Source organism: Halobacteriovorax sp. YZS-3-1, assembly GCF_047084945.1.
Lineage (GTDB): Bacteria > Bdellovibrionota > Bacteriovoracia > Bacteriovoracales > Bacteriovoracaceae > Halobacteriovorax_A > Halobacteriovorax_A vibrionivorans.
Genome location: NZ_JBKIYI010000001.1, coordinates 751,589 through 767,818, shown reverse-complemented (window position 1 = coordinate 767,818; position 16,230 = coordinate 751,589). Strand labels below are relative to the sequence as shown.

At 37.9% G+C, this 16,230-nt stretch carries 11 protein-coding genes and 1 tRNA gene; 6 read left to right on the top strand and 6 right to left on the bottom strand.

Annotated features, from left to right (window positions below):
• Positions 1-251: 251 nt before the first annotated feature.
• Both ACMAZI_RS03685 and ACMAZI_RS03680 read left to right on the top strand, forming a co-directional pair.
• Entirely contained in the window at positions 252-4,028 is a 3,777-nt protein-coding gene (locus ACMAZI_RS03685; protein ID WP_412473755.1) for a tail fiber domain-containing protein, read from the top strand.
• Positions 4,025-7,594: a fibrinogen-like YCDxxxxGGGW domain-containing protein gene (locus tag ACMAZI_RS03680; RefSeq protein ID WP_412473756.1), complete on the top strand. Its 3,570-nt coding sequence runs from the start codon at positions 4,025-4,027 to the stop codon at positions 7,592-7,594. The genes ACMAZI_RS03685 and ACMAZI_RS03680 overlap by 4 nt, the downstream gene beginning before the upstream one ends.
• A 1-nt stretch (position 7,595) precedes the next feature.
• Here ACMAZI_RS03680 and ACMAZI_RS03675 read toward each other — a convergent pair whose 3' ends face one another.
• Positions 7,596-8,339, bottom strand: a complete 744-nt coding sequence (locus ACMAZI_RS03675) for an acyl-[acyl-carrier-protein] thioesterase (RefSeq protein WP_158536748.1) — start codon at positions 8,337-8,339, stop codon at positions 7,596-7,598.
• A 148-nt stretch (positions 8,340-8,487) separates the two neighbouring features.
• Here ACMAZI_RS03675 and ACMAZI_RS03670 point away from each other — a divergent pair, with 148 nt between their 5' ends.
• The 3 genes from ACMAZI_RS03670 to recJ all read left to right on the top strand — a co-directional run bounded on the left by ACMAZI_RS03670 (position 8,488) and on the right by recJ (position 12,023).
• The gene (locus tag ACMAZI_RS03670) at positions 8,488-9,855 is read left to right on the top strand and encodes a hypothetical protein (protein WP_412473757.1); all 1,368 of its coding nucleotides are present in this window, start codon (positions 8,488-8,490) and stop codon (positions 9,853-9,855) included.
• Positions 9,856-10,003: 148 nt separating this feature from the next.
• On the top strand, positions 10,004-10,246 hold the full coding sequence (locus ACMAZI_RS03665) for a hypothetical protein (protein ID WP_114705541.1): 243 nt from the start codon (positions 10,004-10,006) through the stop codon (positions 10,244-10,246).
• Between the two features lie 46 nt (positions 10,247-10,292).
• Positions 10,293-12,023, top strand: a complete 1,731-nt coding sequence (recJ, locus tag ACMAZI_RS03660; RefSeq protein WP_334678045.1) for a single-stranded-DNA-specific exonuclease RecJ — start codon at positions 10,293-10,295, stop codon at positions 12,021-12,023.
• Between the two features lie 7 nt (positions 12,024-12,030).
• Here the strand turns inward: recJ and ACMAZI_RS03655 are convergent, their stop codons facing one another.
• The 5 genes from ACMAZI_RS03655 to rsgA form a co-directional block, all read right to left on the bottom strand.
• Entirely contained in the window at positions 12,031-12,570 is a 540-nt protein-coding gene (locus ACMAZI_RS03655; protein ID WP_412473758.1) for a peptidylprolyl isomerase, read from the bottom strand.
• 10 nt (positions 12,571-12,580) lie between these two features.
• Positions 12,581-13,324, bottom strand: coding sequence for a hypothetical protein (locus tag ACMAZI_RS03650; RefSeq protein ID WP_334678044.1), 744 nt, complete (start codon positions 13,322-13,324; stop codon positions 12,581-12,583).
• A gap of 14 nt (positions 13,325-13,338) precedes the next feature.
• Positions 13,339-14,412: a hypothetical protein gene (locus tag ACMAZI_RS03645; RefSeq protein WP_412473759.1), complete on the bottom strand. Its 1,074-nt coding sequence runs from the start codon at positions 14,410-14,412 to the stop codon at positions 13,339-13,341.
• Between the two features lie 47 nt (positions 14,413-14,459).
• The gene (locus tag ACMAZI_RS03640) at positions 14,460-14,921 is read right to left on the bottom strand and encodes a PilZ domain-containing protein (RefSeq protein ID WP_114705546.1); all 462 of its coding nucleotides are present in this window, start codon (positions 14,919-14,921) and stop codon (positions 14,460-14,462) included.
• Positions 14,922-15,047: 126 nt separating this feature from the next.
• The gene (rsgA, locus tag ACMAZI_RS03635) at positions 15,048-16,037 is read right to left on the bottom strand and encodes a ribosome small subunit-dependent GTPase A (RefSeq protein WP_120405351.1); all 990 of its coding nucleotides are present in this window, start codon (positions 16,035-16,037) and stop codon (positions 15,048-15,050) included.
• A gap of 116 nt (positions 16,038-16,153) precedes the next feature.
• On the opposite strand from rsgA, the gene ACMAZI_RS03630 reads away from it, so the two are divergent.
• Positions 16,154-16,230: transfer RNA gene (locus ACMAZI_RS03630), tRNA-Arg, on the top strand.

Here is a 16,230-nt window from a genome sequence, read left to right as displayed (position 1 = left end):
TCAAGAAATTGAGTTTAAGCCTCAATTTCTTGGCTAATAAATGCCAATCCGGAAAGAAATTCTTCACTAAGTCACTAATATTCAATTAGTTAATAAAATTAAGTTAAGATGTCGATAAACCACTGTACTAACAGGGGATTTAGTTGAACGTTGGCGAAAAATTAATATATTCTTTAGTCATCTCATTAAGCTTAATACTTAGCTCTAATATAGGTGCCTCTACAGACCTCATCGGATATTCGGGAAGGCTTGTGCAAACTGATGGAACCCCTATTACGGGAACTGTCGACTTACGCTTTGAAGTCTTTAACTCTACAGGTCCGACTCTTCTTGAGACAATTAATATTAATTCTGTAACACTTTCAAACGGAATCTATAGCACAGAACTTGTAATACCAAATTATCAAACTCATGTTGAAGACCTTACTGGTAGTGAAACTCTTTTAATAAGAGTAACTGATGTTACTAATGGACTCACTTTTGACTATCAAAAAATACTTTCTGTTCCGATGGCATTCTATGCAAATAAGGCCGTAACGGCGGATTCAATTGCTAACGCGGCAATCACTCCAGATAGCCTCGACTTCGTTGGCGGCTGTCTAGATAATCAGGTTTTAATTAAATCAGGTAATCAGTTTGATTGTATCAATCAAACCGCGGCATTAACTGTTGATAGTACATTAGTAAATAATGCTGGAGTTTTAGGTCAGGCCACAGTTGGTACAGCGGGAACTTATACATCAGTTACAGTTGATCAATATGGACGTGTTACAAGTGGATCAAACCCAGAAGTGGGTTCAGCAGATATTACTGATGGGTCTATTGTTGATGCAGATATTAGTTCAACAGCCGCAATTTCATGGTCAAAGATAAACGCTCCAACTATTGATAAAACTTATGTAGGCCTAGGTAATGTCTTAAACGTTGCTCAAATTCCTGCTAGTGATCTCGACAACTCGGGAACTCTTGATTCTTCAACACAAGTACCAAGTGAATTAGCGGTAAAAGGATACGTCGATACATATGCTGATGCTAAAGTTATTGATGATATGAGTGGGACTCAAACGACAATCGCCCCTTCTGTTAATTCAGTTAAAAACTATGTTACGACAGAAATTGGTAACGTTAATCAAACACAATGGACAACAACAGGTAGTGATATCTATTACAACTCAGGAAATGTTGGAGTGGGAACAACAACTCCAACTTACCCACTACATGTCCAAAATGCCACATGGGCAGAGATTGGAATTGAAGGTACAACTTCCGCTGCGGGAGCTAGCTTAAACCTTCTTGGACATGAAGATAAGAAGAGTGCAATTAGAATGCAAACAGGAAATTCTGCTGCTTCTTACTGGGATATCATGGCATTTGGTTCAAACTCAGTGGCCACTTCTAGTCAGAACGAACTTCATTTCAACTTCTTTAATGGCGCTAATAATACAGCATTAGTGTTAGAAGGAAATACAGGAAATATCGGAGTTGGAACGGCTGCACCGACACAGAAACTAACAGTTGATGGAAATATAAATGTAACAACAACAAATGATATCTGTATTGATGGTGGTAATTGTCTTTCAACAGTTGGCTCTGGTGACGGAACTGTTACATCTGTTTCAACTGGAACTGGACTTACTGGTGGCCCAATTACAACAACAGGAACAATCAATGTTGATGTTGGAACAAGTGCAAATCAAATACCTCAAATAGGTGCTGGAGGGAAACTTGCTGATTCAATTATCAATTATAATCCAGCAATTGATGTAGCACTCACAGGCTTTACAAATGGAACAGCTTCAAGCGTTGTTGCAACAGATACAGTTCTACAGGCCTTTGGAAAAGTTCAGGCACAACTAGATGCTCATGCCAGCTCAATTGCAGGTAACGCTATCACTGATACTGATGATGTAGCAGAAGGTACGACAAATTTATACTTCAGTAATACTCGTGCCCAAACAGCAGCTGTTGTTAATTCCACTGCAGGATCAGAAACAGTGCAGGCACCTTCTGTCGATGCAATGAAAAACTATGTTCTTGCTCAAACCGGTGCTATTAACGAATCACAATGGACGACGACAGGTAGTGATATATACTTTAACACTGGTGACATTGGTGTCGGAACAACGACTCCGACAGCAAAGATGGATATCGCGGGGGACATTTCATTAAATACTGCCGAATACCAATGGGCACAGAGAATAAGTCTTCCCCATGCTGATGCCTCTGTAGGAAATCGTGCCCTACTGACACTGACACCAGGTGTACAAAACACAAAAGTAATTATTAGGAGTGTGAGAACAACTGCAGATTCCTCTAGTATCATAAATATGGAATTTGATGTTGCCTTTACCAATGGCGGTAATACTTTTAAAGTCGTTTCTGCCAATATTAGCAATAACTTTGTTGGCTACCAATGGTACTTTGACTCTTCTACTCAAACGGCATCCCTAAGATTTGGGCAATCAGGAAATTCATTTGCTTATAATGTTTATATCTCTTCAACAAAGCCAAATATACCGACACTAACCGTTGATGCAGGGACACCGCCAACAGGCGTAGCAATGACACCAGATTATATTATAAATTCAAATGGTAATGATTTTAAAATAACAAAAAATGGAGTTGATGAATTTAATATTCTAAGCTCAGGAAATATCGGAATTGGTACAACTACTCCAACTCAAAAGCTAACGGTAGATGGTGGAATGAATGTGACTACTGGAAACGATATCTGTATTGACGGTAGTGGCTGTTTATCAACAGTAGTAGCGGCAAGCGGTGAGCAAAATACAGCATCAAGTGCTGGTGGAGCATCACTCGTTCTAGCAAAGTCTGGAACAGACCTTCCATTTAAGGGATTAACAGCAACAAGTGACATAGCCTTAACTGAGAATGCTAATGACATTCAGATTGGAGTTAATACATCTAATGGTGCTAATGAACTCTTAAGACTCGATGGGTCTGGACGTGTTCCATCATCAGTTGTTGATGGCACGACTGTATTAAATACTCCGTTAACGGGATATACAGTGGGAACAAATTCAGTACTTGCAGCAACTGATACAGTTCTTGATGCCTACGGAAAATTACAGGCACAAATTAATGCAAACTATACGGCCATTACAGGCCTTGATACTGATGACGTGGCCGAAGGGACAAATTTATATTTCACAACGGCACGTGCTCAAACAGCAGCAGTTGTAAATTCAACAGCTGGAACAGAGACGACTCAAGCACCATCTGTTAGTGCGGTGAAAAATTATGTAACAACTCAGATGGGGACAATTAACCAATCACAATGGACCACTAATGGAAGTAATATATATTTCAATACTGGAAACGTTGGTATTGGAACGACAACACCACAAAACCTTCTCCATGTAAGCGGAGCACTTAATTCTCATATTTACCTTGAAGATCGTTCTGGTGGAGTTGATAACAAGATCTGGTCATTTAACAACAATGACGGAGTATTATACTTAGGTCAAAGAAATGATGACGCCTCTTATAAAAATACACATATGACAATTGATACTTTAGGAAATATTGGTGTAGGAACAATTACACCATCTGAAAAGTTACATGTTGCAGGAAATGTGATTGCAGCTTCATACCTTTATACATCAGATGAACGCTTCAAGGAGAATGTCGAAACCATTATTGATCCACTTCATAAAGTTAGGTCATTAAGAGGTGTAACTTTTGACTGGAAGACAGATGAGTTTCCTGACAGAAACTTCCCGCAAGAGAAGACTGTTGGTTTTATTGCTCAAGAAGTTGAAAAAGTTCAACCAGAATTAGTTAAAACAAGTAAGGATGGATATAAATCAGTTCAGTACGGAAATATCACTGCACTTCTTGTTGAAGCAGTGAAGTCAATCTCAGAGCAATTAGACAAGCTCTTTTCAAATGACGAGGAAGTTAAAAGAGAAATCGCTTCTTTAAAAGAAGAGAATGAGCAACTAAAAGCTGAAATGCAAGAGATGCGTGCTGCTATCAAAGAGTTACAAAAAGCAAATAAAGAATGAACTTTAAAATAGGTCTTCTATTTACTTTTATCTTCTCTCAAGCTGCCTTTGGGATTAACACTGTTGATACAGGTTTTAAACTTACCTCAAATGAGTTACGTACGATAGTAGCTCATGGAACTTGTAAGAAAGTTTGGAATACTTCATCAACTAAAGAGCACTTTGTTGCAACTAAAACAAATGTTGAGTGGATGAATTTCTATGCTAACAATCCCTCTGACCTGGTTATTAGAGATTGTAATGTTTCATGTTCGACAATGAATAAAACAGGCAGTTATGCAAGTGGCGTCTATTCAGTTGATATCGATGGGGCAGGCCCATTAAGTGCAATGAATGTCTATTGTGATATGGATAATGACGGTGGTGGTTGGACCCGCGTTTTCAAACACAATATTACTGGTGGATACTTTCCAACTGTAAATGATGCTCTTTTATATAATCAAACAACTCCAACAGCAAACCTATACTCAATTCTTCAGTATATTGATGAATTTGAGAATCTCAATCGATTTACTTTTAAAATTAATTATCCAAATGAATCATGGAGAAATATTTGGTCACAATACACAAACCCAATCTATGATACTCCTGTCTCTGGCTATCGCGGCATCTCTATCGATAGAAATGAACAGCGTTGGGGTGGACTTGAGTTAGGTAATAATACCTTCGCCTACTCTAATGGTAATTCTTCATTACTTGATGGTTCAGTAAATCACTCAAATTGGTATTATGCCATTGGTTCAGATCAAGTTTATAAAACTGGAATTCCTTCAACTTATAATAATGATACAGGTACTGCCCTTGTTGAACTCTACCTACATGATGAAGGGATGAGGCCTATGTCGTGTCAACATATCCTTGATTTGGGAGAATCAAAAGGTTCAGGCGTTTATACGATTTATCCAGATCAAGTAACTCCTACACAAATATATTGTGAAATGGATATCGATAATGGTGGTTGGACTCTCTTCTATGCCAATGCTGCTGATGCTACAATGACGACTAAGAAGTCATATGATGAAATGAAAAATGAATTTTCAGGAATTAATATTACCGCAACGAACTTCAGCGATATAAACACAGTTGGTATGCATAACTTCTTTGATTTCTCGGCTACTCAAATGATGGCAAGAGATATTACAAACTGGGGAGCAACTGACTTTTCAACAGTTGAGTTCTTTAACCCTAACGACTTTAATCTAGTCGTCGATATGCAATCGGGGCCAAATCGTTCGAACCCTGGTGATTGTGACATGCTCACAGGTGGCTCTCAATTTCGCTTTAGAAATAGTAATGGAACTGATTATTACCTTGATCGCCACGCTCGTTGGGTAGGATTTGGATGGGGAGATTGCTTGCCAGGTTATACGCAAACATCAACTTCTGATGTTCACGACCAACCGAGACATTATATCTATCATACATCAAATAGTGGTGATATCTATCGAACAAGAGGTGTCGGAGGATTTAACACTGGTCAGGCAAATGTTAAGGCGCGCTACTTTTTAAGAGAGAAATATGACCGTCCTAAAAACTGTATGGATATTCTTTTAAGTGGTAAATCTCGTGGTAATGGAAGCTATACAATTTATCCAGAAGGCAGTGCTGTTACTGTTGATTGTGATATGACGACAGATGGTGGCGGCTGGACAAAAGTATGGCACGGTTACCCTACTCACGCAGTCAGAGGTGAAACCTCAGCAGAAATTTATTCAAAATCAAATTCTATAGCCTTTAATCAAATGCGTATTGAAGGTGTAAATACAGGCTTTGATATTACCGATAATACCTGGGAGACTGCATACTTAGATAAGACAATTCCACAATACTTTCAACAAGTAGCGGCCCTAGGGGATGCAACTAATCCCAATGTCATGTTTGCGGATATGGATGGGAATGAAAACGTAGGTTTAGTTGGTCAGTACTTCTTCTATGGTTATGGTAATGGCTGGCGAGTCTTTTATAGTTGTATTAATGTTGACCCTGCTACAACAGACCGAGTATACCTTGGTGGTGGTTACGGTAAGCGATGTGTGCCTAGAGACACTTTTGTGACCACCGATATATCGACATGTGCAAGTTCAGGAAATAACTATTGTACAAGTGCCTTTACATCAACAGAAACTGACACCGGTCTTGGACTAAACCTTAAACAATACCAAGAAACAAGAGTATGGGTCCGCTCACTTCCTTCGATGAGATCGTGCCGTGAAATTCTTGATCGCGGCTATTCTGCTGGAACAGGAGTTTATTTAATTGACCCTGATGGGCCACTTGGAATAGATGATCCATTTCCGACAATATGTGACATGGAAACTCAAGGTGGTGGCTGGACTCTTGTATGGGGAAATACAAGAGAAGGAACAAATAAGCCAACAACAGGTATTAGCTATAGTAATTCAATTAGTACACTGCCACGTTGTTCTCATGATCGATCAACTTCAAGTGACTTTACAGGCAAATGTTCTCCAATCTCAAGACAAAGCATTGGAGCAGAATCTCCTAATGAATACTTAGAAACTTTGAATTACTTTGTAGGACTGGAGCACTGGGATAAAATTTCAGGCAATGATGACTTTCAATTACTCTATTCTTGGTCTTATGACTATGACCAACCAATATCGCAACAGGCGATTATGACAGTAAAGAATTTTGATCCTGCTGATAAATACCGTTTAAATATTGAGTCCTATCAACAAGTTCTTGGCTCAGTGAAACCAGGAATCGCTATCACACATGGAGGTTATCCATGGACAACAATTGATCAAGATAATGATAGTAATTCAACTGATAATTGTGGAACACTATATTCATCGACACCTTTTTGGTATGCTGCATGCTGGAGTGGGAAAATTGATGGTGGAGGAGAATTAAGCGGTAATGGCTATTATAACGGTGCTTATTGGATAAGCTCGTCAAAAGCCTGGGCCACTGACCCAGCAACTGCAGCTGGCGCAGGAAATGGCTGGCTTATGATCCGAGAAGCAAACTCATATGGTAATTACAAGTCTTCTTGTAAACAAATACTCGAAGAAAATCCAAATGCACCTTCAGGAAATTACACGATTAACTTCACACCTGGTGGCAACACTTTAAGAACTGTTTATTGTGATATGACAACTGACGGTGGCGGCTGGACTTTAGTTGTGCGCTCAAGTGGTGTAACAGATCTCGATAACTCAATTATGGTTAGCACTGTCGCTGACCATCTCTTAGTACATCGAAGTGTTCCTAATACAAGAGCATCTATTAATCCTGAGCAATTCTCACGTGCAGTTGGAACAACTGATGCCATGTTCATTTCACCTTCTTACAATGCAGGAGCACCAATAATTGAAAATGGTACAGGGGTATGGGATTACGACTATACTGATTGTACCGGAAACCTTCGTCATACCAGTCGTACGGCCGGCTGTACAGGCCAAAATGCCAATGATAGCTACACTACGGCCGATGCCTTTAATATCGCGATCAACTCAGGTAACGAAGGTATTGTTCCAGCATACGGAACAGAAGTCTGCTACTCAGGAAAGGGTGCTTGTACATTTGAATTCTATCTACGCTAATTTAATTAGCTAAGATCTTAGCAAGAAAGCAAGTCTTACCATCCGAGTGCCTAACTCCTTTATAAACAATATCGTGATTAAGTTCACCTTCTTCATTTCGAGCGCGGTAAATATCAATATCATCACCTAGATGAGTCTCGGCCATAAAGTTAATTTCAAACTCATTTAGCTTTGCTGTTTTATGTAATTCAATTGGAATTGAATCTAAGATCCACTGAGAATACTTTGTATTATTCACATGCATATTAAGGTCGAGATCACTATTTCTAACGACAATCGTATTAACTTTTTCAAAGTTTTCACGAGGCTCTACCTTGTGTGCAATATAATCTAATTGATAATCTGTGCGGGGATTAATTCTCTCTAAAGGAAAGTCTGGCTTCTTAACTTTTCTGGTCTTTCCATCGAGGATCATCCACACTGTTGAGCAATCCCCTATTTTTTCACCATCTTGAAAAATTTCAAAATCGCGGAAAGCGTACATCCCCTGAGGCTCGCGTGACCAAGTTTGAATTTCCAATTTTTCATTCCAACCAGGAAATCTCGTCATTCGAAGCTTTTGTCTTACAAGAACCCAAAAAGACTGGTCTCTAATCATATCCTCAAGCCCAAAGCCCATCTCCTCAGCGTGAACTGTAGCAATGTCCTGCAAATAGCCTAAAATGCCGTAGAGGCCTAGCTTCTTGTTGATATTAACGCTATTGATACTAACCTGATAGGTCTTCTTATATATTGCTTCTTTCATGCCTATATTTAAGCAAAAGCGCATTGGTTTTGGCCAGTGTCTAAAATATGAACACCAACTATGGCATTTTTGCACGATATTTAGGCTTTTGAGGCTATTTTCTTGGCACGCCTATTGCAACATATAAATTGTATCAATGGGAGGAATTATGAAGGCTTGTTACAAAAAGCTATTTATTATGAGTGCATTATTTCTATCGAGTACTTACGTACAAAATGAAATGATGATTTCTAATAACGTAGAACGCACAGGACACTATCGTGAAATTGCAGGTGAGCAAAATGTGCAAGAAATTACGGTCTCTAATTACCAGGTCCATCAAAAAGGAATCTTTGACCTTTGGTTTGACTCCGCAAGACTTTTTGGAAAGGTTGAGCATGTTACAAAAGTTGAGATTCAATTAAAAGATAAGAAATTAATCGATGATTATAAAGATCTCACAAAACGCTTTGGCGAATTGCAAGAGAAGTCTAGTACAATGACTGAAGAGCTTGCTAGAAGTAGTGAGGAGATTTCAAAATTTAAATCACAATTGAGTGAAGTCCAATCATCAACAGACAATGTCGATGAAGCAATCAAACAAGAGAAAATTCAGGCCCTCGAAGAGCTTATCGAAGCTCGAACAGCTGAGCTAGAAACTGCAAAAGAGGCAATCTCTAAATTTGAAGAAACAAAAGAAAACTTAAGACTAATAAGTGAAAAACTTATTACTCTTCAAGAAGAAAATGAAGCATTAAAAGAAGAGAATGCAAAACTTGTTTGTGAAATTCAAAATGCAAAATCAGAAGTTAATACTGATGAAATCAAAAAGCTTCAAGATGAGTTAGCTAAGATTACAGCTGAACTTGATGAATATAAGAAAGAAGATTCAAATGAAGAGTCTCCTAAAGTAGCTTCATCTGAAAAAGAAAAAGAAGATAAAAAAGAGAAGGAAGACAAGAAAGATAAAGATGATTCTGAATTTACAGAAACAGAACTTGCCCTTATTGAGTATATTCAATCAATGCAAAATGAAATTGCACAACAAAGACAAGAGCAGCAAGCATTCATGATGCAACAACTAATTAATCCAATGGCCCAGTCATTTACAAAGCCTCAGATTAATTCGTACTTTGGATCATTTGATGCCTTTAATAATCAGCAAAGTGATTATATGTCTATGATGCTTGATTTAAGACAGCAGACACAATTTATCCAGAGCTTGAACGCGGCCAACAATTGGAATTACGGTTACAATGACTATTACGGACAAGATGCACCAATGATGAGATTCAGTGAATCAATGCCTTGGGGAACGCAATTGGCACCAGATCAAGCGATTCAGGTAAAGAATTATGATTACTCACGCTACGGTTTTGGATGGGGAACACAAATCCCAGCTCAAAACTTTAGACTAGGAGCTTCAGCAACAAAAGGAAGCTACGGTGGTATGAATTCAACTGGCAATACTCCAATTATGAACAACCAATCAAATGTTTTAGATGCCTCTAGTACAGGTGACTTTAGGCTATTTTAATACCCCACCCCCTCCATTTATTTGATACATTGGCCGACTTCAATAGTCGGCCTTTTGTGATTTAATGGAAATTTTTGCCATTTTTACTAAACTTATTCATCTATTCTTCGAAGAGATACTTGTTACATTTAAGAAATAAGGTCTATTCATGAAAGAATTAAATAAAACTCATAGTAAAAAAAGACTCATTAAGAAATGCCATATGTGTGGCCATATGCATGACACTGCTACAGAAGTTCAAAAATGTCATAGCTGCAAGAAGTCATTTCTTCCTTCAAACTACTTTAATAAGATTCATGCTTCTAATTCTCAAGAGTTTAGAATGCTTTTCTCTGAAGTTAACGACCTGCACGAAGAAGACGTTATAAAGGGTATTACCGTCATTTGGTAAGACTTTATTAATTCTCGTTCTCTACTTAACGTGATATCGTTCAATAATGGAGAACACAACACACACAAGTACTGAAAATACCTTTAATTTACACCCTGTCGTTCAAAGACTTTTGAACAAGAAAGGCATGTCTCATGAAGATATTCGTGAGTTTCTTTCTTGGGATTTAAAAGCTTTGCCCAATTTTGGGGAGCTCATTGATATTGATGTAGCGGCCAATGAAATTATCAAGTCACTTGATGCAGGTGAAAAGATTGCAATTTACGGTGACTACGATGTGGATGGTACAACTTCATGTGCTCTCTTCTATCAATTCTTTCAAAAATTAAATCGTGAAGTTGAACTTATACAACCATCACGTTTTATTGAAGGCTATGGCCTACATAATTGTTCAATTGATCGTGCTATTGAAGATGGCATTGATCTGATGATCACTGTTGACTGTGGTATCTCCAATGTTGAAGCCGCAGCTTATGCAAAAGAGAAAGGGCTTAAATTAATCATTACAGATCACCATAAAGATGGGCGTGAAACAATGCCAGATGCAGTGGCCGTTGTTAATCCTTCTCGTCGTGATGAACCGGCAGACTCAGATATGAAACCTCTAGCTGGTGTTGGTGTTGCATTTGCAATCTGTGTTGAAATTAGAAAGATCCTTCTTGCACGTGGTGAAGATATTCCTTCAGTTTATGATCTTCTTCAATATGTTGCTATTGGAACGATTTGTGACCTTGCTCCTTTAACTCCAATGAATATGAAGCTTGTTCGTCATGGAATGAAGCTGATTAAAAATACTCAATACGAAGGAATAAAAGCATTCTTTGATCCTACAGATCGTTCAAAAGATGTTATTCCAAGTGAGAAATTATCTTTTAATGTTGGCCCTCTTATTAACTCGAAAGGTCGACTTGATCATCCTGAGATCGCATTAAAACTTTTAATTTCAAAAGATTATAACGAGGCACGTGAGTACTATCACCAACTTGTTAATTGTAATACAGAGAGAAAGGCCATTCAAAAAGAAGTCTTTGAAGAGGCCCAACAACAAGTTATCGATGAAATTAAAAGAGGTGGAGGAGATCACGATATCTCCATCGTCTACGCTCCTCATTTTCATGAAGGTGTTATTGGAATTGTAGCTTCAAAACTTGTTGAAACTTTTAAAGTACCTGCCATTGTTTTCAGTGATGCTGAAGATGAAGGTGTTATCAAGGCCTCAGCTCGTTCTGCTGGAGAGCTAGATATTTATCATCTCTTAAATGAGCATCGTGATTTCTTCTTAAAATTTGGAGGCCATAAAGCTGCAGCAGGCCTTTCCATGAAACAAGAAAATTATGAAGCCTTCAAACAATCAATGAATGAAAAGCTTCGTGCTATTCCGCTGATTCAAAGAACGGTACAGAACTTCTATGATCTTGAGATATCACCTAATGAAATCGACCCTGCTCTTCTAAGAGGACTTGATGCCCTTGAGCCTTATGGGATGGGAAATGCAAAGCCTATCTTTAAGCTTAAAGGAGCAATGCTTAAGAGTTATGATCTACTAAAAGATGTGCACGTTCGCTGGAACTTCACTTCAATTACAAATCAGAAAATTAATCTTAAGGGAATTAGCTTCAACTATATGACAAAATGGGGAGCGCTTACGCCAAATGAAATATTTGAGCGCCAAGCAGACCCTAATTGTGAATTAGAAGTCTACTTTACGCTCGCTTTAAATTACTTTAATGGTAATAAGTATATTCAACTGATGGTTGATCGAATTGAGATGAATTAATTAAATTCTAAGGTCTCTCAATTGTTACTTTTTCCATAACGATGTCATGCATTGGACGATCGTGCATACCTGTACGAACTGCACCAATCTTCTCCACAACATCCATTCCTTCAATCACTTTACCAAATACAGTGTGGCGTCCATCTAAATGTGGTGTTGCACCTAGTGTAATAAAGAATTGAGAGCCATTTGTTCCAGGCCCTGCATTTGCCATTGAAAGAATTCCCGCATCTTCATGACGAAGTTCTGGAAGACATTCATCTTCAAATTTATAACCTGGTCCACCCATTCCCGAACCTTCTGGACATCCACCTTGGATAACAAATCCAGAGATAACACGGTGGAAAATTAGCCCATCATAATATGGCCCTTCTTTTGCTGAAGTCTTCTGTCTTCCCTCTGCAAGGTTAACAAAATTCCATACCGTTTCAGGACATTCCTTTGCATAAAGTTCAACTTTAAAATCTCCCATATTTGTCTGGAAGTTTGCGTAAATACGATCTAATTCTTCTTTGTGAGAATCTTTCTTTGTTCCTAAACCAAACATTGGTTACTCCTTAATATTTAATAAATTTATAACGACCTTTAACGAATGAAGGACGTTTTGAATTAGAATATATTCTAATATTTTTAACACTCTTTTCTAAATAGCTTCTTATATATAAAGACTCTTCTGATGTTAACTCTCCAGCTTCATCAAAGTAAGTTAAGTAACTAAAGTCCACAAAGAAAGCACCTTCATAAACTACATTTGCCTTTTTCATCATTGACTTCATTTCATCTTCTAGAAAACAAGTTGAAACAAAAATAGGTCTACCTTGCAGCATTGACTTAGAATTCATTAATCGAGAAAGTCTCGATAAGTTTTCTCGGTAGCTATCAAACCAGATAATATTAACATTCTTAAACTTTGGTCTTTTTAAGTATCCACCTGTTGCACTTACAAGGTCATTTGCACTAAAAAAGATTTGCTCGACTTCTTTTAGTGTTGGACTTCGATCCATTCCCTTTGCCTTTTCACGGTAGATTTTATTAAAGGCATATTGAATTTGTGAAGCATTCTGGTGATCAAGAGAAAAACTCGTCATTAAGTTTTTAATATTTAAATAACGGATTTGAGTTGAGCGAGAACATTGAGATGCACTTGAATAGTCACGCCATTGAGGAATAAGAGGAAGAAAGTATACTGCCGCTCCAGAGTCTCGATAATACTCATCTGTCTGAACTCTCTCAAAGTCACGCTCGACCACAGTTGAGCACGAGAATAAGATTGTTAATAGTAATAGCGAAATATATTTCAATTCTTAACCTTTAATTAATTTTGCTTAGAAAAGTATTTTAACATATCTTCTTTAATTTCATCTAATGACATATCAATTAGTGAATAAAAGCCTTCTTCATTGTGATCTAAGCCTCTTATTTTCTCCGTATCAAGATATAAACCTTGATCAACACAAATTCGATCACAGGCCAATGTCTTTAATTGCTCTGCTCCTCCAAGAAGTTCACTACCTTCGATCGTAACAAAAAGTCCTTCTCGATCTAGCAGTTTATCAACTGATGAAACAACAGCACTATTATAAATCATGAGACGTGGCTTTGGTTCGGCCGGAGCTGGAGTCTTTGCTTTAATATGAGGCTCAAGAGAGCGCCACTCCATAATCTTCTTTTCAAATTCAGTGACTTCAGAATTAAATTGTTCACGATCTTTTGCAAGAAGATCTCTAAAACCATAAATTAATTCTTTATCTTTTAAATCAATCCCATCAAACGGGATCTCTTCACTTGTTACAAGTTGAATTGTCTTTGTTAGGTCTTCGAGATACACATCCTTAAGCTCATTAAGGAGTCTTAGGTTCTCGCGTCCACTTCCAACAAGACATAAGTTACGTGCTTGCTTAATTGCATCAAGACAAGACTGATGCTCACTGTGATAAGTTAGTCTCTCATCATTTCTTAATGTCTTTTCATTAAGAGCACAAACATTCGCAGCTCCCATAGCATTGGGACGATATAATTCATTTGAGAAACAAACGAAGTCAAAGTCTTCAAAGGACTCAATTGAGTTTTTTAGAGACTCCAAAACATCTTCTCCAAGTTTTTCAAAGATCTCAGGATTCTCTAATTTCTGTCTTTCTATTTCGCTGGTTGCATTAACGTTGAAAACAACTCGAAACGTGTCGGCCATTCGAGATCGACTCTCAAAGCGATGAGAAGGGGCAATAAATCTTTTGTGTACGCGAGCAATTTTCACATTCTTGTGTGAAACACCACTTAAATCCATAGATGGATTAAATTCACCAAAAAGCTTCACATGAACACCAAGCTCAGTAAAATACTGGTAGGCGTCAAGAGCCTCTCTATCACTTCCTAAAATAGCTATTTTCATGGCCCGATATTATAAGGTTCAAAGCCTAATTGCAATTAGATAAGCGATTAAATGAACAGTGACTTCATCTCACCATTATCCACTACTGAATACTCTGAGAATGCGTAGATAAAGTTAATGAACTGCTCCATGGCCTTGAATGAGTGCATTGATTTATCAAACTCACAACCATATTGCATATAAGTGACACCATCAGCTCCCTCTGTCAGTGCGCTATGACGAATCGTAACGATTACAGGAATATAAGAACCTTTAGTGAAGTAGAATTTAAGCTTAAGGTCTTCCCCTAGCTTAATCTTTGTATCTGTTTTCTCATTCCATGGAACATTAAATGAAAGTCCATCTTTTGAGATATCAACCATATTAATAGGATAAGAATAACCATCTGACTCAATTACCGAGTAAGCTCCCATAAAATTATTGAAACAAATACGCTCAAAACTACGACGTTTCTTTTCAATATTTTCTTCTCTTTTAGCTTGGAAGTTGATTACTTTATTGTCAGACATTTCTACCCCTTATAACGATAAATTTACTGACTTACTTGTCGTCAAAAGGGAGAATTTCATGAGGTAAACATTAGATAAATTCGTACTTGGGCAAGAAATTCCATACAAACAAGTTCATAAAATCAATCACTTAGAATATTTTTTCTTCTTTTGCCAAAATGGGGTCTCAGAGATCTCGGAATAGAATAAATGATAGCTCTCAAGTCGAGAATGAATCATTAATCCCTCTTCTGTATCTGGATCATATTCCTCAGAATAAAAGGCACAGCCCTTATTGTGAGGCTCATGGGTACAATTTGAGAATTGGCAGTGGCGTGAAATCTCTTTTAAGTCTGGAAAGTACTCAATTAGTTCTTCAGGATCGATATCATCTAAAGAAAATGAACGTATACCTGGTGAATCAATTAGATAGAAGTCACCTAAATCAACAATTTCAGACCAAGTTGTTGTGTGAGAGCCTTTACCGACTTTTCCAACCTTCTTTGTCTTTAACTCCACTTCACCATCTGAAAGACATGAAATCGTCTCCGATTTCCCCACACCCGATTGGCCAACGAACAGAGCGGTCTTGCCCTTTAAGGCCTCTTTAAACTCGTGCATACCACCTTTAAGATATTGAGTTTCATAATCTTGATCTAGAGCACAGATCTCAAAGTACTTCACTCCTAACTCTTTAAGACGTAGTACTTCGTATTGAATATCAAATTCTTCAGGGTCATAACCATCCATCTTATTAAAGACGACGATAGGCTCGACTCCCCATTGGAATGCTCTTACAAGGAAGCGATCAACGATTCCTCTTTTAAACTTTGGCCTTGCTGCACTTGAGAGAATGACCAGATAATCACAATTTGCTGCGGTAACTTTCTTTTTTGAAACTCTTACAAGAACTCTAAAAATCTCATTCTTACGCTCTAAGGCTTCCTTGATTAGATACTCACCCGTTTCAGGGATCGTCTCTAAACAAACATTATCGCCAACCACCAAGGTCTCCCCTTTCTTCAAAAGGTTACCAAGGGCAGTTGCTTTGACAACATCCTTCGTCCCCTCGATCAGACAGTCGAAGTCACGCTGATGAGAGCGAATAATTTTGGCCTTAATTGCATTTTCTGACATAATTTCCTAGTGATTTTGTATATATAAACTTTACCATCACTTCAACATATTTTACATCTTATATTGACAAATGTGGCATGTGCCATTATTTTAACTGAACACAAAGTCACTGTTACGCACTCGTAGCTCAGCTGGATAGAGCATCCGCCTTCTAAGCGGACGGTCTCAGGTTCGAATCCTGACGAGTGCGCCA